Here is a 24,141-nt window from a genome sequence, read left to right as displayed (position 1 = left end):
TCTGGGGACGACGACGATGACCAAGGTTTCTATGCGCAAGACCCTCTCGACGCTGGCCGCAACCGGCTTGCTGCTCGGAGCGGCTGGTTCGCCGGGATTCGCGCAAAGTCGCGATCCGGCCTATGCCGCTGCGCGCGCTGCGGGCCAGGTGGGGGAGAAGATGGATGGCTATCTCGGCTACGTGACGCCGCCGGCACCGGCGCTGCGCGCGGTGGTCGAGGACATCAACATCAAGCGCAAGGCTGTTTATGCCGAGAAGGCCCAGGCCAACAAGGCGACTGTGGAAGAATACGCGCTCACGTCGGGTTGTCTGCTGATCGCGCAGACCAAGCCGGGCGAGAAGTACCAGGCGCCAGACGGCTCGTGGCAGACCCGCGGTGCAGGTGCTCCGATGCGTGATTCGCGCTGCCCGTAAGCGGAAATTCCGCATACGAATCACCGCCCGGTTTTCGCCACTTTCGCGCCCTTCCTCGCATCTGCGGGGGAGGGCGTTCGCATTTGCGATCATACCTTGGGTCAGACGGAGGATCAGACCCGGTTCGTGACGGTTGACTCAAGAATACCCCCCGCCTAAGGGGGCGGCGCTCTCGGCGGTCATCCGTCGTTTGTGCTGCACTTTCGGTCGGGCGACTGATCAGGGGAACAAGCATGAATGACGAACCATCCGGGACGGAGCCAATCGGCGAGGATGCGCGGATCGACGCGCTCGACAAGCGGCTGAAAGCCCTTCGCGAGCGTGAAGAAGAGCGCAACCGGCCAAAGGCGGGCGGGGAAACCGATGTGAATTATCGCATGGGCAACCGCGTGCTGGCGGAACTGATCGGCGGCCTCGTTGGCGGCGCGTTCATCGGCTGGGTCATTGACCAGTTTGCCGGAACGAGCCCCTGGGGCCTGTTGGTGATGTTGTTCATGGGGGTCGTCGTGGCATTCCGGAACATCATCCGAATTTCGAGCCGGCGCCCCCAATAGGGCGCTGTTGTTGTATTCGAGTGATACGGGGTTAAGCGCGTGGCCGAAGGCAAGGTCGATCCGGTTCACCAGTTCACGATCGAGACCCTTTTTGGGACCGATCACTGGTCTATTGGTGGTTACAACATCGCGTTCACCAACTCGTCGCTGTGGATGGCGATCACCACGGTGGTGCTGGTTGCGTTCGTTGCCGGTGGCGCCAAGCGCGAGCTGGTCCCAGGCCGCTGGCAGATGGCCGTCGAAGGCCTGACCGGCTTTGTCGACAACCTGCTTCAGGCGAACATCGGCAAGGCTGGCCGCAAGTACCTGCCTTACGTGTTCTCGCTGTTCGGCTTCATCCTGTTCGCCAACATGCTCGGCCTGCTGCCGCTGGCGCTGGTCGGCGTGCACCCGTTCACGGCAACCAGCCACTTCACCGTCACCGGCGTGCTCGCGATCATGAGCTTTGCCATCGTGCTCGGCGTCGGATTTGCCAAGCACGGCCTTCACTTCTTCTCCCTTTTCGTGCCGCACGGCACGCCTGTTCCGATGATCCCGATCATTTTCCCGATCGAGCTGATCTCGTTCATGGTGCGTCCGTTCAGCCTTGGCCTGCGTCTCTTCGTGGCGATGATGGCCGGGCACGTGCTGCTCGAAGTGCTCTCGGGCTTCGTCATCTCTGGCACCAATGCCGGGGTGGGGACCTTCTTCCTCGCCGCCGTTCCCAGCTTCGTGCTGATGATCGGCATTTGCGCGCTGGAACTCCTGGTGGCTGGCATTCAGGCTTACGTCTTTGCCCTGCTCACCTGCGTCTACCTGAACGACGCCGAGAACCTTCACTGATACCCGCAACATTTTCCCATACGGAATTGATAAAAGGAGTTTTTGACATGGACGCAGAAAGCGCAAAGCTGCTCGGTGCTGGTCTCGCCGCCGTTGGCGCCGGTCTCGCCTCGCTCGGCGTGGGCAACGTGTTTGCCAAGTTCCTCGAAGGTGCGCTGCGCAACCCCGGCGCCGCTGACGGCCAGCAGGGCCGCCTGTTCATCGGCTTCGCCGCCGCCGAACTTCTGGGCCTGCTTTCGTTCGTCGTCGCGATGATCCTGATCTTCGTTGCCTAAGGCACACGAAGCTCACTGATTGTTGAAATGCTGGCCGGGGTCCGCCCCGGCCGCCTGACGCCCGGACACCCGCGATGCCTCAGATTGAACAGCTTGCCACCACCTACTCCAGCCAGGTCTTCTGGCTGCTGGTGTTCTTCGGCATTGTCTTCTTCGTGATCGGCCGGGGCATGCTGCCCAAGGTCGTTTCCACGATGGACGGCCGCGACAAGCAGATCGCCGACGACCTTGCCGCTGCCGAAGCCGCCCGGGCCGCCGCCGATGCCGAGGAAGAGGCATGGCGCGTTCAGGCGAACAAGCAGCGCGCCGAAGCCCAGGCCGTGATCGCCGCTGCCAAGGCGGACGCGGCCAAGGCTACCGACGCTCGGCTTTCTGCCGCCTCGGCTCGCATTGACGAGACCGTGACGGCTGCCGAAGCCCGCATTGCCACTGCCCGCGCTGCCGCGCTGGGGGAAGTGGAAGGCGTTGCTGCCGAAGCCGCGCAGGACATCGCAAGCCGCCTGGCCGGCCTGTCGATCCCCGCTGCCGAGGCGCAGGCCGCCGTGAAGGGAGTTCTCGCAAATGGCTAACGCTGTAGAGACGACCGCTGTCGTCGAGCACGAAGCTGCTGGCGGCGAACACCACGTCGAACCTTCGGCACTCGGTCTCGGGCCTGGTGCATGGGTTGCCCTGTCGATGGCCATCTTCCTCGCGATTCTCGTTGCGAAGAAGGTCCCCGGCGCGATTGTGGGCGGTCTGGACAAGCAGATCGGCGCGATCCGCAAGCAGCTCGATGAAGCCAAGGTGCTCCGCGCCGAGGCCGAAAAGTTGCGCGCCGAGTACGCTTCGAAGATTGCGAACGCCGAAAAGGACGCGGCGGCCATGGTCGAGCACGCCAAGACCGAAGCGGCAGCCATTGTCGCCAAGGCCGAGGCCGACACCGCCGCTGTCATCGCCCGCCGCGAGAAGATGGCGTCGGACAAGATTGCCGCTGCCGAGCGCGCTGCGGTTGACGACCTGCGCGCCAAGGCCGCCGAGGCAGCTACGGCTGCCGCGCGTGACCTGATCGCGAAGAACCACTCCGCAGTTGCCGACAAGGCGCTGGTGGATGGCGCAATCGCCGGGCTGGTGAACTGATCGGCTTCTGGCCGCTTCAGGGCTTACAGAACACGACGACCCCTTCCGGTGCGAGCGGGGAGGGGTTTTTGTTTGTCCACCTCGTGCGCTAGGACGGGGGATATCCTGACATGAGGCAAGGATGGCGCTCTACGATACCATCGGTGTGGATTACGATCGCTTGCGTCGGCCCGATCCCCGGATCGCGCGATTGATACACGCTGCTCTTGGAGACGCTGGGACAGTCTTGAATGTCGGCGCCGGAGCGGGTTCGTATGAGCCGGCCGACCGAAAGGTGACCGCCGTCGAACCATCGCTGGAAATGATTGCCAAGCGGCCCTCGACGGCCGCACCTGCGGTTCAGGCGAGTGCCGAAGCATTGCCCTTTGGCGACGGCGCGTTCGATGCAGCGATGGCTATACTGACGGTGCATCATTGGGCTGACAAGGCCAAGGGCCTGCGCGAGATGCGTCGCGTGGCTCGTGGCCCGGTGGTCATCCTGACCTACGATCCTGCGCAACGTCCATGGCTGACGGAGTACTTGCCGCAGTTGGCGGCTCTCGACGATGCGCAGATGCCGCAGATGGCATTTTATGAGAACCAGCTCGGTCCAGTCAGCATCGCGCCGGTGCCCGTGCCGTATGACTGCGCCGACGGGTTTCTGTATGCTTTCTGGCGTCGGCCGGAGGTCTATCTTGATGCTCGGTATCGCAGGGGCAGTTCGTCATTCTGGGCGCTCGGAGATTCGTTGGCGCCGGGCCTGCAGATGCTGGAAGACGATCTGGCGTCAGGTGTCTGGCGCACACGCTATTCTGACCTGTGTGCATCCGACACGTATGATGCGGGATATCGGCTCGTGATCAGCGGGCGCTAGGGTCGGGTCGATCCCCGGATCACCAGTTTCACCGGCACGCGTCGGCCTGAGCCTTCCGTCCCGTTGATCTTCGCCAGAAGCTGTTCAACCAGCAAGGTGCCGGCCATCTGGAAGTCAGGTTCGATCGAGGTCAGGGGTGGGGTAGACCAGGCACCGGCTCGGATACCGTCGAACCCGATGATGCCAACCTTGTCCGGGACCGAAAGCCCGCGCGCCGTCAGTTCCTTGAGGGCGCCAAGAGCCATGTCGTCGCAGACGGCGAAGATCGCGTCGAACGGGGTTCCGCTCTCGACCAGGGCGATTGCGGCCCGGCGGCCCTGTTCTTCGCGGGCGAGGCCGCTTTCAACTTGTTGCAGGACAGGTTCAAGGCCGGCTGAACGCATCGCTTCGGCGTAACCTTCGTAGCGTTCCTGAAACTGGCGCTGGGGTGAAGTGGCCGAGCCGATGCAGACGATCTGGCGGTAGCCGCGCACCAGCAGGTGGCGGGTGGCCAGCGTTGCGCCCGAGAGGTTGTCACTGCGCACCCACGGCATGTCGTTGTCTGGAGAACCCCAGCAGGTCCAGTGCGTGCCATCCGGCATGTCGCGGAAGTAGTCCCACGCCTTGGTGTTGGTCGTGGTTCCGATCACGATCATGCCGTCGGCCTTGCGGCGCTCCTGGAAGTGGCCCCAGAAGTTCTCTGGTGCATCCTGGAACGAGACAAGGGTTTCGTAGCCCTTGGCCGAGGCGGCGGCGCAAGTGGAGCCGAGCAGCGAGAAGTAGAAGGGGTTGATGTCCTTGCGGTCCTGCGCCTCCCGACAGATCATCACGACGGCGAGCGTGCCGGTGCGGCCACGGCGCAAGCGGGCGGCGTTTTCGTCCACCTGGTAGTTCAGGCGGCGGGCGGCTTCCATCACGCGCTGGCGGGTGGGTTCGCTGATCGATGTGTCACCGGCAAGGGCGCGGCTGACGGTCGACTGGCTGACGCCCGCCGCTTCGGCCACGTCGAACGACGTTACGCGGATGATCTTTCTCTCGCCGGCCATGCTACCCCCAAGTCAACTGTCGCTTTAGCATGATCGGCGTCAGCGGAAAGTGTCCTTGGCCTTGCGCAGGGCTGCAAACGTCTCTGCAGGCGACGTCCCGCCCCAGCGCTCGGCCAGGTCGGCGTCGTCGGCGCGCAGGAAGGGGTTGGCGGCCAGTTCGGCGGCAAGGGTGGTCGGCACGGTCCACTCGCCGCGCGCGCGCTTCTCTTCCACGCCACGGGCATAGGCAGCCAGCGCTGCGTTGTCCGGATCGGCGAAGAGAGCGAATCGAGCGTTGGACTGCGTGTACTCATGCGCACTGTAGAGCGTCGTTTCCGGCGGTAGGGATTTGAGCCGCGAGAGGCTGGCCCAGAATTGGGGCGGGGTGCCTTCGAACATGCGGCCGCAGCCCAGCGGGAACAGCGCGTCGCCGACAAAGGCCACTGACGCGGCGGGCAGGTGATAGGCGCAGTGGCCCATGGTGTGGCCGCCGACGTCAATTACTGAGGCCGTAAAGCTGCCAAGTTGTACGGTATCGCCTTGGCTCACGGTGCGGTCCACGGCGGCGATCTTTCCGGCATCGTCCTCCGGCGCGATAACGGTGCAGCCGGTGGCGGCCTTGATCGCCTCGTTCCCGCCAGCATGGTCGGGATGCCAGTGCGTGTTCCAGATCTGGGTGATGCGCCAGCCCTTCACATCGGCCTCGCGAAGGTAAGTCTCTGCATCAGGCGTGTCGATGCAGGCGGTTTCGCCGCTTTCCGGATCGTGGACGAGGAAACCGTAGTTGTCGGACAGGCAGGGGAACTGGTGGATCTGTAGCGTCATGAGGCAAGCTTAGCGCCGCCTTCCGGACAAAGCAAAAGCCCGCCCGGATTTCTCCGGACGGGCCTTGCTTTTCGTAGCCAGAAGGCGGTGAAGCTTACTGCTTCGCCTTCAGAGCGGCGCCGAGGATGTCGCCCAGCGAAGCGCCGGCATCCGACGAGCCGTACTGTTCCACGGCTTCCTTCTCTTCGGCCAGCTGACGGGCCTTGACCGAGAAGTTCGGCTTCTTCGAACGATCGAAACCGGTAACCATGGCGTCGAGCTTCTGGCCGACCTGGAAGCGGTCCGGACGCTGTTCGTCGCGGTCGCGGCCGAGGTCGGAGCGCTTGATGAAGCCGGTTGCGCCGTCTTCGCCAGCCTGCACTTCGAGACCGCCATCACGGACTTCGAGCACGGTGACGGTGACGACTTCGCCGCGACGCAGCGAGCCAGCGCCAGCAGCCGAAACGCCACCAGCAGCCGGAGCGCCCTTTTCAAGCTGCTTCATGCCGAGGCTGATGCGTTCCTTCTCGACATCGACGTCGAGAACCACGGCCGAAACCTGCTCGCCCTTGCGGTGCAGAGCCAGCGCGTCTTCGCCCGAGATGCCCCATGCGATGTCCGACATGTGGACCATGCCGTCGACGTCGCCATCGAGGCCAATGAACAGGCCGAATTCGGTCGCGTTCTTGACTTCGCCTTCCACGGTCGAACCGACCGGGTGCTTTTCTGCAAAAGCTTCCCACGGGTTCTGCTGGGCCTGCTTGAGGCCGAGGCTGATGCGGCGCTTGTCGCTGTCGACTTCCAGAACCAGCACGTCGACTTCCTGCGAGGTCGAGACGATCTTGCCGGGGTGGACGTTCTTCTTGGTCCAGGACATTTCCGAAACGTGGACGAGGCCTTCGATGCCGGCTTCGAGTTCCACGAACGCACCGTATTCGGTGATGTTGGTGACAGTGCCGTGCAGCTTCGCGCCGACCGGGTACTTGGCGGCGACGCCATCCCACGGATCGCTTTCAAGCTGCTTCATGCCAAGGCTGATGCGCTGCGTATCCTGGTTGATGCGGATGATCTGCACCTTGACGGTATCGCCGATGGCGATGACTTCCGACGGGTGGTTGACGCGCTTGTAGCTCATGTCGGTGACATGCAGCAGGCCGTCGATGCCGCCGAGGTCCACGAACGCACCGTAGTCGGTGATGTTCTTGACGACGCCGTCGATGATCTGGCCTTCCTTGAGGTTCTGGATCAGGCCCGAGCGCTGTTCGGCGCGGGTTTCTTCCAGTACCGCACGGCGCGAAACGACGATGTTGCCGCGGCGGCGGTCCATCTTGAGGATCTGGAACGGCTGCGGCATGTCCATCAGCGGGGTCACGTCGCGGACCGGGCGGATGTCTACCTGCGAGCCGGGGAGGAAGGCAACGGCGCCGTCGAGGTCGACGGTGAAGCCGCCCTTCACGCGGCCGAAGATTACGCCTTCAACGCGCTTGCCTTCGCCGAATTCATTCTCGAGCTTGTCCCATGCGGCTTCGCGGCGGGCGCGGTCGCGGCTGAGCATTGCTTCGCCGTCGGCGTTCTCGACGCGGTCGACATAGACTTCGACTTCGTCGCCGACCTTGAGTCCGTGCGCCTGGCCGGGGGCAGCGAATTCGCGCAGGGCAACGCGGCCCTCGCTCTTCAGGCCCACGTCGATGACGGCCTTGTCGTTTTCGATGGCGGTGATGGTGCCCTTGACGACGCGGCCTTCAAAGCCACCGTTGGCGGCTCCGCCAAGCGATTCGTCAAGCAGCGCGGCGAAATCGTCGCGCGACGGGTTGGTAGCCATTATCCAAGCTTCCTGTTTCAAAGTATTCCGGCCAGGCGGTTGTTTCCGCCGGTCTTTCCTCCACGTACCGCCCCATGCGGGCCGTGGGCCAAAAAGGGCCGAACCGCCCCCGAAGCCGAATGCTGCCGAAGGCATCCGTTTGGCCAAGAGCCTTCACGGACGGGCGGCGCTTAGGCGCATGGCCTATGAAAAGCAAGGAAAATGGGCGCTGTCGCCCTATGACAGCTTTGACAATTGCTTCTCAACCAGCGCAATCGCGGTCGCCACGGCCATTTCCTTGGTCAGGGTCGACGTATCCAGCAATGCAGCACCTTCGGCCTGCCGCAGCGGCGCTTCGGCACGGTTGCGATCGCGCTCATCGCGGGCTTCGAGGTCGGTTTCGATTTCGGCGCGCTCAACGTCCTTGCCAAGCTGCTTCATTTCCACCCAGCGGCGCATGGCGCGGGCACTTACGCTGGCGGTGACGAAGAGCTTGGCGTCGGCGTGGGGGGCGATGACGGTGGCGATGTCGCGGCCGTCGAGCACTGCACCGCCGGGTTGGCTGGCGAACGCCTGCTGGCGCTGAAGGAGTGCGGCGCGGACGGCAGGATGGATCGAGACGCGGCTGGCGTAACCGCCAGTTTCTTCGCTGCGCAGTTCGGGGTCAGCCAGCAGGCTTTCCGGAAAGGCGCATGCGGCGAGTGCTGCTTCGGGATCGTCCGGGTTACCGCCGCTCAAGAACACTTGCCGCCCCACGGCGCGATAGAGCAGGCCAGTGTCGAGGTGGGGCAGACCGTAATGCACTGCCAGTGCCTTTGCGATGGTGCCCTTGCCCGAAGCTGTCGGTCCGTCGACGGCGATGATCACTTGGGATTACTCCGGTTTCGGAAGGCCTTGACCAGCCCCCATATCGCAATTGCCGCCCAGAAGAACTCCAGCACGAACGAGGCGGGATTCATGTTGAACAGCAACGAGATTGTCAGCAATGCAGCGCCGAGCAGATTCACGCCGTGCTGGACGAAGGGGTTGGGGCGGTCTTGCCGGGTGGCGTAGCCATAGGCGAAGATGATGCAGGCGGTGCCGCAGAAGCCGACGAGGTTGGCCAGATCGTGGCTGGTCAACGCGTCGCGCCCTCGAGCAGGCTCTCGAAGACCGGGAAGCTGGTGGCGATGGGGCGGGTGTCATCGACCTCGACGCCGCGCTTGCTGGCGATACCTGCGATGGCCATCGACATGGCAATGCGGTGATCGAGATGGGTGACGACGCTCGCGCCTTCCGCCGTGCCCGGAAGCGGATCGCCGCCTGTGCCGTCGATGATCAACCCGTCCTCGGTTTCGGTGACGGTGGCTCCGGCCAGTTCCAGCGCGGCGCGCATCGCGCTGATGCGGTCGCTTTCCTTGACGCGCAGTTCCTCGAGCCCGGTGGTGACTGTGCGGCCCTTGGCGAGCGCGGCGGCGACGAACAGGATCGGGAATTCGTCGACCATGCTCGGCACCACAGCGGGATCGACGTCGATGCCGGTGAGCAGCGAATGGCGCACACGCAGGTCGGCCACGGGTTCACCGCCAACTTCGCGACGGTCCAGTTCCTCGATGCTGCCGCCCATCAGGCGCAAGACGTCGAACAGCGCCGCACGGGTGGGGTTGAGGCCGACGTTCTCGACCACGAGGTCCGAGCCCTCGACCAACAGCGCAGCGACGACGAAGAAGGCAGCAGACGAGGGATCGCCGGGCACGACGATGTCCTGCGGTTTGAACTCTGCCTCGCCGCGCACCTTGATTATGCGGGCACCGTCATCGGCGACGTCCACGGTCAACTCGGCGCCAAAACCGCGAAGCATGCGCTCGGAGTGGTCGCGAGTGGGGATCGGTTCGATCACCGTGGTGATGCCCGGCGTGTTGAGGCCTGCCAGCAGGATAGCGCTCTTGACCTGCGCCGAGGCGACTGGGAGGCGGTATTCGATCGGCACTGCAGGAGAAATGCCACGCAGCGTAAGAGGCAGGCGGCCGCCGGGGCTGGCGGTAAATTCGGCGCCCATGGTCGAGAGCGGATCGATCACGCGGCCCATCGGGCGCTTCGACAGCGAGGCATCGCCGACGAAGGTCGCGGTAATCGGGTGACTGGCGACCAGACCCATCAACAGCCGTGTCGAGGTGCCCGAGTTGCCCATGTCGAGCGCCTGTTGTGGCTGCAGGAGCCCGCCAACGCCGACACCATGGACGTGCCAGGTGCCCTCGCCGTCACGCTCGATCGTCGCGCCCATCGCGCGCATGGCGGCAGCGGTGGAAAGAACATCCTCGCCCTCGAGCAGTCCGGTCACCCGTGTTTCGCCCACAGCCAGCGCGCCGAGCATGATCGAGCGGTGGCTGATCGACTTGTCGCCGGGAACGCGGATGCGGCCCTTCAGCGGGCCATTGGCAGTGAATCGACGAGGGCGCATTTGGGCTGGATCGTGGGAGGACACGGCAAGCGACTTTCGGAGGGGGGGCGGGTAAGGGCGCGCGGCTTTTGACAGCAGCGCGCCGCTATGGCAAGGCGCGCGCTCTCTTGATTCCGCGCAACTGCGGACCCATCAAGTGTGCAGTTTCTCCGCCCGGCGATCTTCCTGTCATGCCGGGCCAGTCTTGAGGAAGTTTCATGGTCAAGCCGGAATGGGGCGCCAAGCATAGCTGTCCGAAGTGTGGCACCCGCTTCTACGATCTGGGCAATGCCGACCCGGTCACATGCGTCGAGTGCAAGTATGCCTGGCATCCGGACCCGGTGCTCAAGTCCAAGCAGCCGATCCCCTATGAGGAGATCCAGAAGGAGAAGGCCGACGTCGCTCCGGACGTCGATCTGGCCGACGAGGATCTGGATATCGATGAGGACGGCGATTCGCCGGACAACGACGTCGATCTGGGCGGCGACGACGATCTTGGCGTTGCCGGTCACGACGGCGAGGACGACGAAGTCTGAGCCATCGGCTCGGCAATCGGGGCCGGTTTACGGACCGGCCCCAAAAATTTTCCGGAGACGGATTTTTTCGTCTTGCCAGTCGCAACAACCTCCCTTAGAGGCGCGGCTCCCGGCGAGAGACACCGCCGGAACGACCTGCCTCCAGCGGCAGGTTCGAATGGAAAATGGGGCCTTAGCTCAGCTGGGAGAGCGCCTGCATGGCATGCAGGAGGTCAGCGGTTCGATCCCGCTAGGCTCCACCATTCCTCAAGAAAGCCGCCTCCGGGCGGCTTTTTCATTTCTGCACGCCATTGGGCACCTTTCGTCGCTGCACCGATTGACGGACGTCACAGGCGAAGTAGCCTGCATGCGATAAGGGCCGCGCAAACATCTGATCAGATCGGAATGTCCGCCATGCGTTTCGTGCGCCGCCTTGCTGCCTCTTGTGTTCTTGCTGCATCCCTGAGCCTCGTATCAAGCCAGGCTGCTGCGCAATTTGGCGGGTTCAGCCTGCCATCTATCCCCAGTGGGGCAAAGCCGCGAACCGATGGCTGTCCCAAGGGCAAGACGAAGGATGCCGGCTCGGCAATTCTAGGCGATTTCCTGGGGCAGCGTATAAACCGCGCCGCCAGCGCCTCTGGCGTGTCGCGATTCATTCCGTCGGCCGAGTTTGCCGACACGCTCACCAATGCCATCGCATGTCGGCTTGACCCTGAGGAGCAGAAGCAGGCCGCAGAAGCCACGGTGCAAGCGACGCGCAGTGACGCGGTGGGCAGCACGGCTTCCTGGACTTCGAATACGCGTGAAAACGTGTCCGGCACTTCCACTGTTACAGCGCGCAATACCGAGTCGGCATCTGCCGCAGCAGGACCACGAGAATGCATCACCGTGACCGACGTGATCATCGTCAATGGCGAGGAGACGACCGCCAGCAAGCGCATGTGCCGCGCCCCGGGTGCTGCGCGGTACACGCTGGCAGCATGATGCGTCGTTTGCTTCTGGTGCTGGCGATTGTGGCAGCGACTGGCGCCGTCAATCCGGCGGCGCTGGATCCTCGCAACCCCACCTGCCCAGAGAAGCCCGACTGGGGCATGGCCAAAGCGATGACGTTGACGCCCGCTGAAAAGGGCGGAAAGCACGTTCTGATTGCCGATGGGATCATCGACGCGCGGCTGCCGATCAGGTTGAAGGCGGCGCTGGAAGCTGATGAGCGAATAGAGGAAATCTGGCTGAAGTCGCGCGGGGGCGACGCAACGGCCGGTAATCTGGCCGGAAAGGTAATCCGTTCCTTTCCCGGCATGTTGACCCGCATCCCGGCTGGCTGGACCTGCTTTTCGTCGTGCAACTTCGTTTTCATGGGCGGTGATCGCCGTCTGGTGGAGCCCGGTGGCGTCTTCATGGTCCACATGTTCACGCACACCGGGGATCGCGACGTGATCGAGATTTCCGTGGATGAGGGTACCGAGGAGACAACCCGGCTTATCGGCGAGATCGAGCAGGCCAGCGCCCTGCTGGCGAGCGAGGACAACGACTTCCTGATCCGCATGGGCATAAGCCGCAAGTTGCTGACCGAGGTAATGTATCGACAGCAGGCGGTGGCCACCAAGGAAAATCCCTCGACGCGCTACTGTCTGAACCAGGAAGAGGTGAGCAAGTACAACGTGATGCCGCTGGAGCAGGCAGATTGATAAACTGCCCGCTCCGGCATCGCGTTATTTCTTGAGACCGATCTCGCGCAGGCGCTCCTGCAGGTAATCGTCCGCCGTGATCGAGATGGGGTAGCGATCCGGATTTTCGGCCGTCACGCACTGCGGCAGGGTGCTGAACGGGAAATCACTGCGCAGATGCAGGAAGAAGGGCATGGAATAGCGGCTGAACTTCGCGCGTTCGCCATCGGGGTTGCGCACGCGGTGCGTGGTGGATGGCAGCACGTGGTTGGTCAGGCGCTGCAGCATGTCGCCGATGTTCACCACCAGCGCCCCCTCGGGAGGCGACACGCCAATCCATTCGCCTTGCTTGGTCAGCAATTCCAGCCCTGCTTCTTCTGCTCCGAGGAGCAGCGTGATCAGGTTGATGTCCTCATGCGCACCGGCGCGGATCGCGCCTGATTCGGCATCGGGAACCGGCGGATAGTGCAGCAGGCGCATCACCGAGTTGCCATCTTCGATGGCTGGATCGAACCAGCGCTCGTCAAGCCCCAGCCACACGGCAATGCGTGAGAGAATGCGGGCGCCGACGCGATCGAATTCGGCATAGAGCGCTTCAAAGGTTTCGCGGAAACCGGCTGGCCGCTCAGGCCAGACGTTGGGAAACATCGACATCGCAGCCAGGGGATGATCTGTTGGCAGATCGCGACCGACGTGCCAGAACTCCTTGAGATCGTGAAGCTTTGCACCCTTGGCGATTTCGGTGCCGAACGGGGTGTAGCCACGCGCGCCGCCAAGGCCTTCAAGGAAGTATGCGCGCTTTTCATCAGCTGGCAGCGCAAAGAAGGCTGCAGTCAGTTCCCACGCGCGGGCAATCAGTTGCGCATCGATGCCGTGGTCGCGGACCATGGCGAAGCCAAAGGTCTGGAAGGATTCACCCAGTTCGCGGGCAAGGGCGTCGGGCTCGCTATCAAGCGAGATCACCGGCAGTGTTTCGAGAGGCATGGTGTTCCAGTTCGCACAATTGTCGCTATGGAAACCGCCTTTAACGGGAATCGCGCGGGGTTTCATGACCAAAATCAACGCTACGCAAATCAATTGGGCCGACACGAGCGGGCGCAATCTCTGGCTGATGAAATCCGAACCTGACGTCTACAGCTACGACGACCTGTTGGCAGAAGGGGAGGGCACGTGGGACGGCGTGCGCAATCACCTCGCAGCACGCAATCTGCGGACGATGCAGGCGGGCGATCTTGCATTCTTCTACCATTCGAACATCGGGATCGAGGTCGTCGGCGTGATCGTGATCAGCGAGGGCGGTTTGACCGATCCTACCGATCCCGAAGGCAAGTGGGCCGCGGTCAAGGTGAAGCCGGTGACGAAGTTGCCAAACACGGTCACGCTCAAGCAGATCAAGGCAACGCCAGAGTTGCAGGAGATGGATTTGATCCGCCTGTCGCGGCTATCGGTGGGTGCGGTGCGGCCGGACGAATGGCATCTGGTTCTCAAGATGGCCGGTGCAATCTGATCGGAACCTCCAACGCGTTCGAACGTAGTCATCTCCGAACGGGCGGAAGGCATTTCCGCCAATTTTTCAAGGAGATCCGTAATGGGTGAACTGACCGATCGCGCAAAGGGCCTTGCCAACGAAGCCGCTGGCAACATCAAGCAGGCTGCGGGCAAGGCGACCGACAACGCAAGCCTGCACGCTGAAGGCATTGCCCAGGAGCGCAAGGGTGAAGCCCAGCAGGCCAAGGGCAAGGTCAAGGGCGCACTTGGCGACGAAATCTGATCGAGTGCGGATGTCTTGACCGGCAAGCCGGTCACACTTCGCAGTTCGTTAGGGCCGCTCCTCCAAGGGGCGGCCCTTTTGCGTTGTCCCGCAGTGATACGGGGCCGAAAATCACAGGGGAGTGGGGATACCGAAAGGTAAAAAAAGCGTTACGCCGTCATCATGACCAGCAAACTCGCCCCAGTCGCTTACGGCACCGCTCGCCATCCCTTTCGCGCCAGCCTGCCATTGCATGCGCTGCGCGAAATGCCGCGGCTCGAACCTGAGGTCATCCAGGCGATACGCCGCGCCGAGCAGCGACTGCAGGAGGCCGATATCCGGTCGCAGCCAGTGGATCTGCGCCGTATCACCATGCAGGACTTGCGCGACTTCCTGATCGCTTATTGCGCCTGTTTCCTTGCGGTAATGGCTTTCATCGCCTGACTGGCCAAGCGCACGATCTTAGCTGATTGCGCGCGCGGCTTTCTCGGCACGATAAAGCAGCCAGCCCAGCCAGGCTGAAACCACACACATTGCTGCTCCCAGAAGCAACTGGTCGACAAGCGGCACGGCCAGTGCGCTCAAGGCGCCTGCCAGCAGGGCCCCTGCGACCATTGCACCGGAGTTGACGATATTATTGGCTGCAATGGTGCGGGCCGTTTCGGACTTGTCGACGACGGTCGTGAGGAAGGCGTAGAGAGGCACGACGAACATCCCGCCAGCCACGGCGATGCCCAGAAGGCAGAGCAGCAAGGGGATGGCAAGGGGCTGCGCCACGAACAGGGCCACATCCATCAAAGGCTTTCCGTCCATGTCGGGCCATGAAGCGCAGACCAGATGGAAAGCCACCACGAACAGACCCATCACGATTACAGACGCCGGAGAATACCGCGCCGAGACCGTTCCCTTCAGGAGGGCGTTGATCGAAACCGATCCGATCGCGATCCCGACCGAGAACATCACCAGGAACAGGCTTGCGACTTCCTTGCTGGCGTGAAGCACGTTCTTGGCAAGGGGTGGGAACTGGATGAACAGCACGGTCCCGACCGTCCAGAAGAAGCTGATGGCCACGATTGCCATGAAAACCTGGCGATGCCGCATGGTATTGCGGATCAAGCGCCAGGATGCAGTGAACACGTTATGGTCGATTTTCTGCGCTTCGACCAAGGGAGGGGCAGGTGGAACCTGGCGGCCCGAAAGATACCCCAGCAAGGCAGTCAGGACGACACCGACGGCCGCAGCTTCGACAGGTATCCACCCGGCAAGGATGGTTCCGGCCAGAATGGCAATGTAGGTTCCGGCCTCGACAAGCCCTGTCCCTGCCAGGACTTCGCCATCCCGGAGGTGTTGCGGCAGGATGGCGTACTTGATCGGTCCGAAGAACGTCGAATGGACACCCATCGCCAGAAGGGCAGCGAGCATCAACGGAATGGCGACCGCTTCGACTTCGAGGTCCAGCCATGCCATGACGAGTCCCGCCCCGCCGACCACCATGATGGCGATCTCGCAGCCCTTGACCACTCTGATGATGCGCGCCTTGTCGCGCATGTCGGCCAGTTGTCCGGCCAGCGCAGACAGGAGGAAGAACGGCAGGATGAACAGGCCTGAGGCAATTGCCGAGAAACGTGCCTCGGCCGCTTCCGAACTGTAGACGTTGTAGACAACGTACAGGATCATCGCGTTCTTGTAGAGATTGTCGTTGAAGGCCCCCAGAAGCTGGGTGACGAACAGCGGCAGGAAACGGCGCGTGCGCACCAGATGCGTCGATGTTGTCATTTGGTCCGTTGCCAGCGTCTTATCGCCTGCACCCTTAGCCCGCTGGACCGCGTCGGCAAGTGCTTTCGATCAACGGGCGGCAGGGCGTGAATGTTGCGATTCCGTTTGACTCGAATGCGCGCTATGCCGTGAACCGATGCTGACTCTACCTAACCTGCTGACCTTGTCGCGGATCGTTACCGTACCCTTGCTCGCCGGATTGCTGTGGTGGCCGCAATGGCGACTGGGCTATGGGCTGGCATTCGGCGTCTATTGCCTCATGGGCATCACCGACTACTTCGACGGCTACCTTGCACGTGCGCAAGGCACGGTGAGCAAGCTCGGTGTTTTTCTCGATCCTATTGCCGACAAGATCATGGTCGCCGCCGTCATTCTCGTGCTCACGGCACAAGGCGTGCTGCGCGGTCCCTACGTCGGCGACATGCACGTGATTGCAGGCCTGGTGATCCTTCTGCGCGAAATCGCCGTATCGGGCTTGCGCGAATTCCTTGGCGGCATTCGCGTTTCGGTTCCGGTCAGCCGGCTAGCCAAGTGGAAGACGACATTCCAGATGATCTCGCTTGGCGCGTTGATTTTGGGGCAGGCCTTGCCTGGATGGCTTTTGCCGGTTGGCGGTTTGACGGTGAACGTGCCTCATACGGTCGGTTTGACGACGCTTTGGGGGGCGGCCGCGCTGACCGTCATCACCGGCTGGGATTACTTGCGCGTCGGTCTCAAGCACATGGACTGAAACTGGCTGCGTGCGGACGTTCAGCCGGCGCGCAGTTCCTTTGCAAGCATTCGGAACTCATCGGCGCGAGGGCTGTTGCGGCGCCAGACAAGTGCAATGTCGCGCCAGGCATGGTCGGCCTTCAGGGGACGGGCGACGATCTGGGTATCGTGCAGAATCCCCGCGTCGATCGCCATTTGCGGCAGCATGGTGAGCCCGAGGCCGTTGTCGACCATCTGCACCAGCGTGTGCAGGCTAGTGCCGATCATCGTCGCGCTGGCACGCATTTCGGGGCGATTGCAGGCGGCTAGCGCGTGCTCCTTCAGGCAGTGGCCGTCCTCAAGCAGAAGCAGGCGATTCTCGTCAATCAGGTCGGAGGTTATCGTTGCCGGTGGATCACGCGGATCATCCTTGGGGAAGGCGACCAGCAGTTCGTCCTTGAACAGGACCTCGGCTTCCACCTCGCCGGTCGCGTAAGGGAGGGCAAGCAGAACGCAGTCGGCACGACCGTGGTGAAGCGATTCGATGGCCGCAGCGCTTGGTTCTTCGCGCAGGAATAGCTTTAGCTGGGGACGCTCCTTGCGCAATCGCGGGAGAATGCGCGGGAGCAGGAACGGCGCGATGGTAGGGATTACGCTCATGCGGAGCTCGCCCGCCAGCGGAGCGCCGTGGCTTTGCACCAGTTCGGAAAGCTCTTCGGCTTCACGCAGAAGGCGATGCGCCTTGGCCACGACTTGGTTACCAAGCGGCGTGAAGCGGACAACGCGCCGCGTGCGCTCGACGAGGACGACGCCAAGCAGCGATTCGAGCTCGCGCAAGCCGGCCGACAGGGTCGATTGCGACACGAAACACGCATCGGCCGCGCGTCCGAAGTGCCCATGCTCGTGCAGAGCCACGAGGTATTGCAACTGCTTCAGCGTGGGCAGGTAGGTGCTCATGGTGGACTATTCATCCAATTGAACGGCAACTTCGGGCTGTGCGGGTGATCCACCGATATCATCGATGTGCGCCATTTTCAGCCTGCCGTTCACCACCGCAAATGCCAGCTTGCCTTCGACCAGTTCCAGCGCGTCTCGGCCGAACTGCTCGTAGCGCCACCCTTCCAGGATGGGGAGGTTCTTGCGCTGGCCGGCTGCCAGCAATTCGAGATCGTCGGTCCGTGCGAGCAGGCGCGCTGCGATGTCGATCTCGCGGCTGCGAATCTTGAGCAGGAGCTTGAGCAGGTCGGCGACGAGCGCGCCTTCCTTGCCGAGCGGTGCGCCGCGTGGCGCCTTGGGCGGCATCTCGGCGTCGCTCAGCGGCTTGGCATCGGCCAAGGTCTGCATCAGGCGGCGGCCGATATCGTTGTCCTTCCAGCCTGTCGAGAGCCCTCGCACCTTGGCGAGGTCTTGCTGTTCCTTCGGCGGGTGGCTGGCGATATCGGCCAGCGTTTCATCGCGCATGATCCGGCCGCGCGGAATATTCTTGTCCATGGCCTCACGCTCGCGCCATGCAGCCAAGGCCTTGAGGCGGCCAAGAACGGCCGGATTGCGGCCCGGCGCGCGAATTTTCTGCCAGACGGTATCCATGTCCGTCCGGTAGTTCTCCGGATCGGCCAGCTTCTCCATCTCGATATCCAGCCACTCGCCGCGTCCGGTCTTAATCAGGCGCTTCAGAAGCTTGGGGAAGATCTTTGAAAGGTGGGTAACATCGCCGATGGCGTATTCGATCTGTCGCTCGGTCAGGGGGCGACGCGACCAGTCGGTAAAGCGTGCGCCCTTGTCGATCGAGAAGCCGAGCCAGGATTCAACCAGATTCGAATAACCGATCTGTTCGGACTGACTGACCGCCATCATCGCGATCTGCGTGTCGAAGATGGGGTGTGGGGTCTTGCCGGTGAGGTTGTAGATGATCTCCACGTCCTGCCCACCTGCGTGGAAGACCTTCAGCACCTCCTCGTTCTCGCACATCAGCTCGAGCAACGGTGATAGGTCAATGCCCGGCGCCAGCGGATCGATCGCTGCGGCTTCCTTGTCATCGGCGATCTGCACCAGGCACAGTTCAGGCCAATAGGTGTTCTCGCGCATGAATTCGGTATCGACCGTGATGAAATCGGCCTTTGCCAGACGCTCGCACAATTCGGCCAGAGCGTCGGTCGTCGTGATCAGGGGATGTATCTTCATCGGTCTTTTCTGTATGGCGCGCCGGTAAGGGCGACCCGGTGGTGCTCCCGTCAGGGAGCGCGGCTTGACAAAAGCGCGGCCATCGCCTGTTAGCCGCCCATTCCCCCTGCCCGATTGCAGACCGATTGGAAAGAGTTTCGATGCACCTTTACCGTTCCCATACCTGCGGCGCCCTTACGCGCGGTGATGTCGGGCAGACCGTCCGCCTTTCAGGCTGGGTGCACCGCAAGCGCGATCATGGCGGCGTGCTTTTCGTCGACCTGCGCGATCACTACGGGATGACCCAGATCGTCGCCGATGCCGACAGTCCGGCGCTGCCGATCCTGGAAGCGCTGCGCGTGGAATCGGTCGTCACCATCGACGGCGAGGTCAAGGCGCGCTCCGAAGGCACGGTCAACGCCAACCTGCCGACGGGCGAGATCGAAGTCTTCGCGCGCGGAGCAACCGTGCTTTCCGCCGCCGAGGAACTGCCGATGCCGGTGGCGGGCGAGCAGGAGTATCCGGAAGACATCCGCCTGCGCTACCGCTTCCTCGACCTTCGCCGCGAGACGCTGCACGCCAACATCGTGACGCGCACCAAGGTCATTTCCGACATGCGCCGCCGCATGGAAGGTGCAGGGTTTACCGAGTATTCGACCCCGATCCTCACCGCGTCCTCGCCCGAAGGTGCGCGAGACTTCCTCGTGCCGAGCCGCATCCATCCCGGCAAGTTCTACGCGCTGCCGCAGGCACCGCAGCAGTACAAGCAGTTGCTGATGGTCGCAGGGTTCGACCGCTATTTCCAGATCGCACCGTGCTTCCGTGACGAAGACCCGCGTGCCGACCGTCTGCCGGGCGAGTTCTACCAGCTCGACCTCGAGATGAGCTTCGTCACCCAGGAAGAAGTCTGGGAGACGATGGAGCCGGTGATCGGCGGGGTGTTCGAAGCCTTCGCCAATGGCCGTTCTGTGACGCCGACCGGCAGCTTCCCCCGCATTCCCTATGCCGAAGCCATGCTCAAGTACGGTTCGGACAAGCCGGACTTGCGCAACCCGATCATCATTTCGGACGTCTCGGAGGAGTTCACCCAGTCGGGCTTCGGCCTGTTCGAGAAGATCGTCGGCGGCGGAGGGGTCGTGCGTCTTGTTCCGGCGCCGGGCACCGCGGACAAGAGCCGCAAGTTCTTCGACGACATGAATGACTGGGCGCGTTCGGAAGGCCACGCAGGCTTGGGCTACGTCACTCGCAAGGGTGGCGAGTTCGGCGGCCCGATCGCCAAGAATCACGGCGCCGACAAGATGGCTGCGGTGTTCGACAAGCTTGGCCTCGGCCCGGACGATGGCTGCTTCTTCGCCGCGGGCAAGGCCGAACAGGCCGCGAAGCTTGCCGGTTCTGCCCGCACCCGCGTCGCTGACCAGCTCGGCCTGATCGACAAGGACCGCTTCGAGCTGTGCTGGATTGTTGATTTCCCGTTCTACGAATGGGACGAGGACAACAAGAAGGTCGAGTTCAGCCATAATCCGTTCTCGATGCCGCAGGGCGGGATCGACGCGCTGAACGGCCAGGATCCGCTGACGATCAACGCTTTTCAGTACGATCTCGTCTGCAACGGCTTCGAGATCGCCTCGGGTTCGATCCGCAACCAGTCGCCCGAAACCATGGTCAAGGCGTTCGAGATCGTCGGCCTGTCGAAGGCTGACGTGGAAGAGCGCTTCGGGGGCCTTTACCGTGCCTTCCAGTATGGCGCGCCGCCGCATGGCGGCATGGCTGCTGGCGTCGATCGCATTGTCATGCTGATCTGCGGGGCACAGAACCTGCGCGAAATCACGCTGTTCCCGATGAACCAGCGTGCCGAGGACCTGCTGATGGGGGCGCCGTCGCCTGCAGCACTGAAGCAACTGCGCGAGTTGAACATTCGCGTCGTTGAACAGCCGAAGGGATGAGCCGGGACGGGCGCGCTGTGGGTTGATCCACACCGCCCCCCTTGCCAGCCCGCAATCCGTTCATTAGGGCGAAAGCCAACACAGAACACCCACCGCTTTCCTTCGAAGGGGCATTTCATGAGCGATACCGCCGACCGCGTTAAGAAGATCGTTGTCGAGCACCTCGGCGTCGAGGCTGACAAGGTCACCGAAGAAGCCAGCTTCATCGACGATCTGGGCGCTGACTCGCTCGACATCGTTGAGCTGGTCATGGCGTTCGAAGAAGAATTCGGCGTCGAGATCCCTGACGATGCGGCCGAGAAGATCTCGACCGTTTCGGACGCGATCAAGTACATCGACGAAAACAAGGGCTGATCGCCCACATCCCCCTATTGCCCTGAGCGTGTCGAAGGGCTGCCAGTGCGCTTGACGCCAGGCAGGGGAGGACTTCGGCAGGCTCAGCCCTAAACCAGGGGCTGGGCCTGTTTGCTTATTTTCCGGAGAATTCAATGCGTCGTGTCGTCGTAACCGGACTTGGCCTCGTCACCCCGCTCGGGGCGGACGTGGAAACCGTGTGGAAGAACCTGCTCGCCGGCAAGAGCGGGGCAGGGCTGATCACCAAGTTCGATACAACCGACCAGAAGTGCAAGATCGCCTGCGAGGTGAAGCCGGCAGATCACGAGTACGGCTTTGACGCCGGAAAGCGCGTCGATCACAAGATCCAGCGCCAGGTCGATCCGTTCATCGTGTTCGGCATCGATGCTGCTGGCCAGGCGCTTGAAGACGCCGGCCTTGTCGACATGGACGACGATCTCAAGATGCGCACCGGCTGCTCGATCGGCTCTGGCATCGGCGGTCTTCCCGGCATCGAGAGCGAATCGATCGTCCTGCACGAGAAGGGGCCCGGCCGCGTTTCTCCGCACTTCGTGCACGGTCGCCTGATCAACCTGATCTCCGGACAGGTATCGATCAAGTACGGCCTGATGGGGCCTAACCATGCGGTTGTGACGGCCTGCTCCACCGGCGCGCACTCGATTGGTGACGCTGCGCGCATGATCAAGGACGGCGATGCCGACGTGATGCTGGCAGGCGGCGCGGAAAGCACGATCAACCCGCTGGGTGTGGCCGGCTTTGCGCAGGCCCGTGCGCTCAACTGCAGCTATAATGACCGTCCCGAAGAGGCGAGCCGTCCCTACGACAAGGACCGCGATGGCTTCGTGATGGGCGAGGGCGCCGGCGTCGTCGTGCTTGAAGAGTACGAGCACGCCAAGGCGCGCGGCGCGAAGATCTATGCAGAAGTCGTCGGTTACGGGCTGTCGGGCGATGCCTACCACGTGACTGCGCCTCACCCCGAAGGCAAGGGCGCCGAACTCGCCATGCGCATGGCCATGCGCAAGGCCGGCATGGAGCCGGGCGACATCGACTACGTCAACGCCCATGGCACTTCGACCATGGCTGACACGATCGAATTGGGCGCAGTAAAGCGTGTGCTGGGCGATGACCTCGCGGGCGCGTCTATGAGCAGCACCAAGTCGGCCATCGGCCACCTGCTCGGCGGTGCCGGTGCAGTCGAGACAATCTTCTGCATTCTCGCCATCCGCGACCAGATCGTTCCGCCCACGCTGAACCTTCACAATCCCGACGAGGGCACCGAAGGTGTCGATCTGGTCCCGCTCAGGGCGCGTGAGCGCAAGGTTCGGGCAGCGCTGAACAACTCGTTTGGCTTCGGTGGCACCAACGCCAGCGTGATCGTCAAGGCGGTCGAGGACTAAGGACGCCAACGATGGCCCGCCGTCGTCGATCAAGGCTGCCGTTGCTTGCGGCAGCCGCCGTTGTGCTGGGCCTGTCTGGTTGGGTTGTCGGCGGCTGGTATTCGTCCGGACCGCTCGAGAAGCAGGTCGAGTTCGACGTTGCGGAAGGTGAAGGTCTGAGCCTGCTGGCTGACGATCTGCAGGAGCAGGGTGTCGTCGGCTCGGCAACCATGTTCAAGCTTCGGGCGAGGTTGCTCGGCGGCGGAACGGAAGTGAAGGCCGGCTCCTTCCTCATTCCCAAGGCCGCCAGCGAAGCGACGATTCTTGAAATCCTCAAGGGCGACAAGGTGATCCGCCGCCTCGTCACCATTCCTGAAGGAATGCCCTCGGTGCTTGTGGCGGAACGCCTGATGGCGAACAAGGACCTGACTGGCGCGGTTTCGGCACCGCTTGAAGGCAGCGTCCTGCCAGACAGCTATGACTGGCAGAAGGGTGAGCCGCGCACCGCTGTGCTCAAGCGAATGCAGGCCGCCATGGACAAGACGCTGGCCGAATTGTGGGCCAAGCGAACGCCGCGCACCGTTGCGAAGACTCCCCAGGAAGCCTTGATCCTTGCCTCGATTGTCGAGAAGGAGACCGGCAAGCCGGAAGAGCGTCGCATGGTCGCCGGGCTCTATTCCAATCGCCTGCGCAAGGGCATGCTACTTCAGGCGGACCCTACGATCATTTATCCGATCACCAAGGGCAAGCCGCTCGGTCGACGCATCCGCCAGTCCGAGATTCAGGCGGTCAACGGCTACAACACTTACACCATGGTAGGCTTGCCCAAGGGGCCGATTACCAATCCTGGGCGCGATTCGATTGCCGCAGTACTTGATCCTGCCGAAACGGACGCACTTTTCATGGTAGCCGATGGGACGGGTGGACACGTTTTTGCAGACACGCTGCAACAGCATAATTCCAATGTTGCCAAATGGTTCGCTCTGCGTAAGGCGCGCGGCGAACTTTAAGCTTGGCTATTGCAGTTGTCAGCGTCGCCGAAGTGCGAGCGAAAGTTTCTTTTCTTTTAATCGTTCGCCAGTAAGCTTCGCGGCGGAGGCACGGGGACAGAGCTTGCTCTGCCCAGTATCCGGGGGAACATTACGGCTATGCCGGGCGTCAGGCGCTAGCAAGATGCCGCGACTTTGCCGAATGTTCCCACTTCTCCCATGCTTTCGTTGTGATTTTGTCCGGTCCCATGCGACAGGCCGATCATGAACGAAAGCCCGTCTCACTCTCCTCTGATCGTCACGGCGTCTCTGCCCAAGGATCTGCAGGCGCATTTCGATCGCCTTCGTCGCGAGAATTTTCCACCTGATCGCAATGTGCTCCAAGCGCACGTGACGCTCTTTCACGCCTTGCCTTATTTCGTGCTCGACGAGGTGCGCAGCGCTCTGGCCACCCTGACAAGTCAGCTGGCGCCTGTGCCGGCCGAGATCGTGGAAATAATGGATCTTGGCGGCGGAACGGCTTTCCGCATCCACAGTCCGGGCATTGACACAGTGCGAGCCAACATCGCCGACAGATTTCATGGCCTCCTGACGAAGCAGGATCAGGCGGGGTTGCGTCTGCACGTTACCATTCAGAACAAGGTCTCAAGGGCGCAGGCGCGCGCCCTCCAGACCGAACTCGCGGCGATATTCAGGCCACGCAATTTCAACTTTGCGGGGCTGTCGGTCAATCGCTACCTCGGCGGGCCGTGGGAGCCTGCAGGGCAGTGGCGCTTTCACGGAAAGGCTGGCAGCCACCCTTGATTGGAACGGCCAACCGGGGCAGGGCGAAGCACCCTTCTTGCTAAGAGCGCTGCT

Annotated in this window: 29 protein-coding genes and 1 tRNA gene; 20 read left to right on the top strand and 10 right to left on the bottom strand. The window is 62.7% G+C overall.

What is annotated here, in order from left to right:
- Positions 1-16: 16 nt before the first annotated feature.
- The 7 genes from B9A23_RS10755 to B9A23_RS10725 all read left to right on the top strand — a co-directional run bounded on the left by B9A23_RS10755 (position 17) and on the right by B9A23_RS10725 (position 4,035).
- Entirely contained in the window at positions 17-415 is a 399-nt protein-coding gene (locus B9A23_RS10755) for a YdbL family probable chaperone protein (protein WP_084278891.1), read from the top strand.
- Between the two features lie 233 nt (positions 416-648).
- Positions 649-969, top strand: coding sequence for an AtpZ/AtpI family protein (locus B9A23_RS10750; RefSeq protein ID WP_084278889.1), 321 nt, complete (start codon positions 649-651; stop codon positions 967-969).
- Between the two features lie 39 nt (positions 970-1,008).
- Positions 1,009-1,791, top strand: coding sequence for a F0F1 ATP synthase subunit A (locus tag B9A23_RS10745; protein ID WP_039334268.1), 783 nt, complete (start codon positions 1,009-1,011; stop codon positions 1,789-1,791).
- A 47-nt stretch (positions 1,792-1,838) separates the two neighbouring features.
- On the top strand, positions 1,839-2,066 hold the full coding sequence (locus B9A23_RS10740; protein WP_011444975.1) for a F0F1 ATP synthase subunit C: 228 nt from the start codon (positions 1,839-1,841) through the stop codon (positions 2,064-2,066).
- Positions 2,067-2,140: 74 nt separating this feature from the next.
- Positions 2,141-2,635 carry a F0F1 ATP synthase subunit B family protein gene (locus tag B9A23_RS10735; RefSeq protein WP_084278888.1) on the top strand — a complete coding sequence of 165 codons (495 nt, stop codon included), beginning with the start codon at positions 2,141-2,143 and terminating at the stop codon, positions 2,633-2,635.
- Positions 2,628-3,182: a F0F1 ATP synthase subunit B family protein gene (locus B9A23_RS10730; protein WP_084278887.1), complete on the top strand. Its 555-nt coding sequence runs from the start codon at positions 2,628-2,630 to the stop codon at positions 3,180-3,182. Before B9A23_RS10735 ends, B9A23_RS10730 begins: the two co-directional genes overlap by 8 nt.
- 121 nt (positions 3,183-3,303) lie before the next feature.
- Complete coding sequence (locus tag B9A23_RS10725) at positions 3,304-4,035, top strand: class I SAM-dependent methyltransferase (protein WP_084278886.1); 732 nt, start codon at positions 3,304-3,306, stop codon at positions 4,033-4,035.
- Here B9A23_RS10725 and B9A23_RS10720 read toward each other — a convergent pair.
- The 6 genes from B9A23_RS10720 to aroA form a co-directional block, all read right to left on the bottom strand.
- Positions 4,032-5,060, bottom strand: a complete 1,029-nt coding sequence (locus B9A23_RS10720; protein WP_176217959.1) for a LacI family DNA-binding transcriptional regulator — start codon at positions 5,058-5,060, stop codon at positions 4,032-4,034. The genes B9A23_RS10725 and B9A23_RS10720 overlap by 4 nt on opposite strands.
- Positions 5,061-5,099: 39 nt before the next feature.
- Positions 5,100-5,864 carry a hydroxyacylglutathione hydrolase gene (gloB, locus tag B9A23_RS10715; protein WP_084278885.1) on the bottom strand — a complete coding sequence of 255 codons (765 nt, stop codon included), beginning with the start codon at positions 5,862-5,864 and terminating at the stop codon, positions 5,100-5,102.
- A gap of 94 nt (positions 5,865-5,958) precedes the next feature.
- Positions 5,959-7,665: a 30S ribosomal protein S1 gene (rpsA, locus tag B9A23_RS10710; RefSeq protein WP_084278884.1), complete on the bottom strand. Its 1,707-nt coding sequence runs from the start codon at positions 7,663-7,665 to the stop codon at positions 5,959-5,961.
- Positions 7,666-7,881: 216 nt separating this feature from the next.
- Positions 7,882-8,511, bottom strand: coding sequence for a (d)CMP kinase (locus B9A23_RS10705; protein WP_084278882.1), 630 nt, complete (start codon positions 8,509-8,511; stop codon positions 7,882-7,884).
- A complete protein-coding gene (locus tag B9A23_RS10700) occupies positions 8,508-8,765 on the bottom strand; it encodes a CBU_0592 family membrane protein (RefSeq protein ID WP_084278880.1) in 258 nt (85 codons plus the stop codon). The genes B9A23_RS10705 and B9A23_RS10700 overlap by 4 nt, the downstream gene beginning before the upstream one ends.
- A complete protein-coding gene (gene aroA / locus B9A23_RS10695; RefSeq protein ID WP_084278879.1) occupies positions 8,762-10,084 on the bottom strand; it encodes a 3-phosphoshikimate 1-carboxyvinyltransferase in 1,323 nt (440 codons plus the stop codon). The genes B9A23_RS10700 and aroA overlap by 4 nt, the downstream gene beginning before the upstream one ends.
- A 197-nt stretch (positions 10,085-10,281) precedes the next feature.
- Here aroA and B9A23_RS10690 point away from each other — a divergent pair, with 197 nt between their 5' ends.
- The 4 genes from B9A23_RS10690 (at position 10,282) to B9A23_RS10675 (ending at position 12,266) form a co-directional block, all read left to right on the top strand.
- Positions 10,282-10,599, top strand: coding sequence for a TIGR02300 family protein (locus tag B9A23_RS10690; RefSeq protein WP_084278876.1), 318 nt, complete (start codon positions 10,282-10,284; stop codon positions 10,597-10,599).
- 166 nt (positions 10,600-10,765) lie between these two features.
- A tRNA-Ala gene (locus tag B9A23_RS10685) sits at positions 10,766-10,841 on the top strand.
- A gap of 142 nt (positions 10,842-10,983) precedes the next feature.
- Positions 10,984-11,562: a hypothetical protein gene (locus tag B9A23_RS10680; protein ID WP_084278874.1), complete on the top strand. Its 579-nt coding sequence runs from the start codon at positions 10,984-10,986 to the stop codon at positions 11,560-11,562.
- Positions 11,562-12,266 carry a COG3904 family protein gene (locus B9A23_RS10675; RefSeq protein ID WP_084279227.1) on the top strand — a complete coding sequence of 235 codons (705 nt, stop codon included), beginning with the start codon at positions 11,562-11,564 and terminating at the stop codon, positions 12,264-12,266. Before B9A23_RS10680 ends, B9A23_RS10675 begins: the two co-directional genes overlap by 1 nt.
- A 24-nt stretch (positions 12,267-12,290) precedes the next feature.
- Here B9A23_RS10675 and B9A23_RS10670 read toward each other — a convergent pair whose 3' ends face one another.
- Entirely contained in the window at positions 12,291-13,229 is a 939-nt protein-coding gene (locus tag B9A23_RS10670; protein ID WP_084278872.1) for an isopenicillin N synthase family dioxygenase, read from the bottom strand.
- A gap of 64 nt (positions 13,230-13,293) precedes the next feature.
- On the opposite strand from B9A23_RS10670, the gene B9A23_RS10665 reads away from it, so the two are divergent.
- The 3 genes from B9A23_RS10665 (at position 13,294) to B9A23_RS10655 (ending at position 14,439) form a co-directional block, all read left to right on the top strand.
- Positions 13,294-13,752, top strand: a complete 459-nt coding sequence (locus B9A23_RS10665; protein WP_084278870.1) for an EVE domain-containing protein — start codon at positions 13,294-13,296, stop codon at positions 13,750-13,752.
- Positions 13,753-13,833: 81 nt separating this feature from the next.
- The gene (locus tag B9A23_RS10660; protein ID WP_084278869.1) at positions 13,834-14,016 is read left to right on the top strand and encodes a CsbD family protein; all 183 of its coding nucleotides are present in this window, start codon (positions 13,834-13,836) and stop codon (positions 14,014-14,016) included.
- Between the two features lie 162 nt (positions 14,017-14,178).
- On the top strand, positions 14,179-14,439 hold the full coding sequence (locus tag B9A23_RS10655; protein WP_084278868.1) for a hypothetical protein: 261 nt from the start codon (positions 14,179-14,181) through the stop codon (positions 14,437-14,439).
- Positions 14,440-14,457: 18 nt separating this feature from the next.
- Here the strand turns inward: B9A23_RS10655 and B9A23_RS10650 are convergent, their stop codons facing one another.
- On the bottom strand, positions 14,458-15,771 hold the full coding sequence (locus B9A23_RS10650) for an MFS transporter (RefSeq protein ID WP_084278867.1): 1,314 nt from the start codon (positions 15,769-15,771) through the stop codon (positions 14,458-14,460).
- Positions 15,772-15,907: 136 nt separating this feature from the next.
- Here B9A23_RS10650 and pgsA point away from each other — a divergent pair, with 136 nt between their 5' ends.
- On the top strand, positions 15,908-16,501 hold the full coding sequence (gene pgsA / locus B9A23_RS10645) for a CDP-diacylglycerol--glycerol-3-phosphate 3-phosphatidyltransferase (protein ID WP_084278866.1): 594 nt from the start codon (positions 15,908-15,910) through the stop codon (positions 16,499-16,501).
- Positions 16,502-16,521: 20 nt separating this feature from the next.
- Here the strand turns inward: pgsA and B9A23_RS10640 are convergent, their stop codons facing one another.
- Positions 16,522-17,418 (bottom strand): hydrogen peroxide-inducible genes activator, encoded by an 897-nt coding sequence (locus B9A23_RS10640; RefSeq protein WP_084278864.1) that lies wholly within the window; start codon positions 17,416-17,418, stop codon positions 16,522-16,524.
- 6 nt (positions 17,419-17,424) lie between these two features.
- Entirely contained in the window at positions 17,425-18,642 is a 1,218-nt protein-coding gene (gene rnd, locus B9A23_RS10635; RefSeq protein WP_084278863.1) for a ribonuclease D, read from the bottom strand.
- Positions 18,643-18,782: 140 nt separating this feature from the next.
- Between rnd and aspS the strand changes: the two genes are divergently transcribed.
- The 5 genes from aspS to B9A23_RS10610 all read left to right on the top strand — a co-directional run bounded on the left by aspS (position 18,783) and on the right by B9A23_RS10610 (position 24,087).
- Positions 18,783-20,564, top strand: coding sequence for an aspartate--tRNA ligase (gene aspS, locus B9A23_RS10630; protein WP_084278862.1), 1,782 nt, complete (start codon positions 18,783-18,785; stop codon positions 20,562-20,564).
- 117 nt (positions 20,565-20,681) lie between these two features.
- Positions 20,682-20,918, top strand: a complete 237-nt coding sequence (locus B9A23_RS10625; RefSeq protein WP_011444997.1) for an acyl carrier protein — start codon at positions 20,682-20,684, stop codon at positions 20,916-20,918.
- A gap of 134 nt (positions 20,919-21,052) precedes the next feature.
- On the top strand, positions 21,053-22,315 hold the full coding sequence (gene fabF, locus B9A23_RS10620) for a beta-ketoacyl-ACP synthase II (RefSeq protein WP_084278860.1): 1,263 nt from the start codon (positions 21,053-21,055) through the stop codon (positions 22,313-22,315).
- 11 nt (positions 22,316-22,326) lie between these two features.
- Positions 22,327-23,304 carry an endolytic transglycosylase MltG gene (gene mltG, locus B9A23_RS10615; RefSeq protein ID WP_084278859.1) on the top strand — a complete coding sequence of 326 codons (978 nt, stop codon included), beginning with the start codon at positions 22,327-22,329 and terminating at the stop codon, positions 23,302-23,304.
- A 243-nt stretch (positions 23,305-23,547) separates the two neighbouring features.
- Positions 23,548-24,087, top strand: a complete 540-nt coding sequence (locus B9A23_RS10610) for a 2'-5' RNA ligase family protein (RefSeq protein WP_084278858.1) — start codon at positions 23,548-23,550, stop codon at positions 24,085-24,087.
- Positions 24,088-24,141: the final 54 nt, after the last annotated feature.

It is taken from the genome of Novosphingobium sp. B1, from assembly GCF_900176395.1.
Taxonomy (GTDB): Bacteria; Pseudomonadota; Alphaproteobacteria; order Sphingomonadales; family Sphingomonadaceae; genus Novosphingobium.
The sequence above is the reverse complement of the archived record's forward strand: the minus strand, read 5'-3'. Positions and strand labels throughout refer to the sequence as shown.

What these genes read in the sequence shown, in the direction of transcription:
- B9A23_RS10755 (WP_084278891.1), top strand. Translation starts at nt 17, where the DNA reads ATGACCAAGGTTTCTATGCGCAAGACCCTCTCGACGCTGGCCGCAACC.
- B9A23_RS10750 (WP_084278889.1), top strand. Translation starts at nt 649, where the DNA reads ATGAATGACGAACCATCCGGGACGGAGCCAATCGGCGAGGATGCGCGG.
- B9A23_RS10740 (WP_011444975.1), top strand. Translation starts at nt 1,839, where the DNA reads ATGGACGCAGAAAGCGCAAAGCTGCTCGGTGCTGGTCTCGCCGCCGTT.
- B9A23_RS10735 (WP_084278888.1), top strand. Translation starts at nt 2,141, where the DNA reads ATGCCTCAGATTGAACAGCTTGCCACCACCTACTCCAGCCAGGTCTTC.
- B9A23_RS10730 (WP_084278887.1), top strand. Translation starts at nt 2,628, where the DNA reads ATGGCTAACGCTGTAGAGACGACCGCTGTCGTCGAGCACGAAGCTGCT.
- B9A23_RS10725 (WP_084278886.1), top strand. Translation starts at nt 3,304, where the DNA reads ATGGCGCTCTACGATACCATCGGTGTGGATTACGATCGCTTGCGTCGG.
- B9A23_RS10720 (WP_176217959.1), bottom strand. Translation starts at nt 5,060, where the DNA reads ATGGCCGGCGAGAGAAAGATCATCCGCGTAACGTCGTTCGACGTGGCC.
- gloB (WP_084278885.1), bottom strand. Translation starts at nt 5,864, where the DNA reads ATGACGCTACAGATCCACCAGTTCCCCTGCCTGTCCGACAACTACGGT.
- rpsA (WP_084278884.1), bottom strand. Translation starts at nt 7,665, where the DNA reads ATGGCTACCAACCCGTCGCGCGACGATTTCGCCGCGCTGCTTGACGAA.
- aroA (WP_084278879.1), bottom strand. Translation starts at nt 10,084, where the DNA reads ATGCGCCCTCGTCGATTCACTGCCAATGGCCCGCTGAAGGGCCGCATC.
- B9A23_RS10690 (WP_084278876.1), top strand. Translation starts at nt 10,282, where the DNA reads ATGGTCAAGCCGGAATGGGGCGCCAAGCATAGCTGTCCGAAGTGTGGC.
- B9A23_RS10680 (WP_084278874.1), top strand. Translation starts at nt 10,984, where the DNA reads ATGTCCGCCATGCGTTTCGTGCGCCGCCTTGCTGCCTCTTGTGTTCTT.
- B9A23_RS10675 (WP_084279227.1), top strand. Translation starts at nt 11,562, where the DNA reads ATGCGTCGTTTGCTTCTGGTGCTGGCGATTGTGGCAGCGACTGGCGCC.
- B9A23_RS10670 (WP_084278872.1), bottom strand. Translation starts at nt 13,229, where the DNA reads ATGCCTCTCGAAACACTGCCGGTGATCTCGCTTGATAGCGAGCCCGAC.
- B9A23_RS10665 (WP_084278870.1), top strand. Translation starts at nt 13,294, where the DNA reads ATGACCAAAATCAACGCTACGCAAATCAATTGGGCCGACACGAGCGGG.
- B9A23_RS10660 (WP_084278869.1), top strand. Translation starts at nt 13,834, where the DNA reads ATGGGTGAACTGACCGATCGCGCAAAGGGCCTTGCCAACGAAGCCGCT.
- B9A23_RS10655 (WP_084278868.1), top strand. Translation starts at nt 14,179, where the DNA reads ATGACCAGCAAACTCGCCCCAGTCGCTTACGGCACCGCTCGCCATCCC.
- B9A23_RS10650 (WP_084278867.1), bottom strand. Translation starts at nt 15,771, where the DNA reads ATGACAACATCGACGCATCTGGTGCGCACGCGCCGTTTCCTGCCGCTG.
- pgsA (WP_084278866.1), top strand. Translation starts at nt 15,908, where the DNA reads ATGCTGACTCTACCTAACCTGCTGACCTTGTCGCGGATCGTTACCGTA.
- B9A23_RS10640 (WP_084278864.1), bottom strand. Translation starts at nt 17,418, where the DNA reads ATGAGCACCTACCTGCCCACGCTGAAGCAGTTGCAATACCTCGTGGCT.
- rnd (WP_084278863.1), bottom strand. Translation starts at nt 18,642, where the DNA reads ATGAAGATACATCCCCTGATCACGACGACCGACGCTCTGGCCGAATTG.
- aspS (WP_084278862.1), top strand. Translation starts at nt 18,783, where the DNA reads ATGCACCTTTACCGTTCCCATACCTGCGGCGCCCTTACGCGCGGTGAT.
- B9A23_RS10625 (WP_011444997.1), top strand. Translation starts at nt 20,682, where the DNA reads ATGAGCGATACCGCCGACCGCGTTAAGAAGATCGTTGTCGAGCACCTC.
- fabF (WP_084278860.1), top strand. Translation starts at nt 21,053, where the DNA reads ATGCGTCGTGTCGTCGTAACCGGACTTGGCCTCGTCACCCCGCTCGGG.
- mltG (WP_084278859.1), top strand. Translation starts at nt 22,327, where the DNA reads ATGGCCCGCCGTCGTCGATCAAGGCTGCCGTTGCTTGCGGCAGCCGCC.
- B9A23_RS10610 (WP_084278858.1), top strand. Translation starts at nt 23,548, where the DNA reads ATGAACGAAAGCCCGTCTCACTCTCCTCTGATCGTCACGGCGTCTCTG.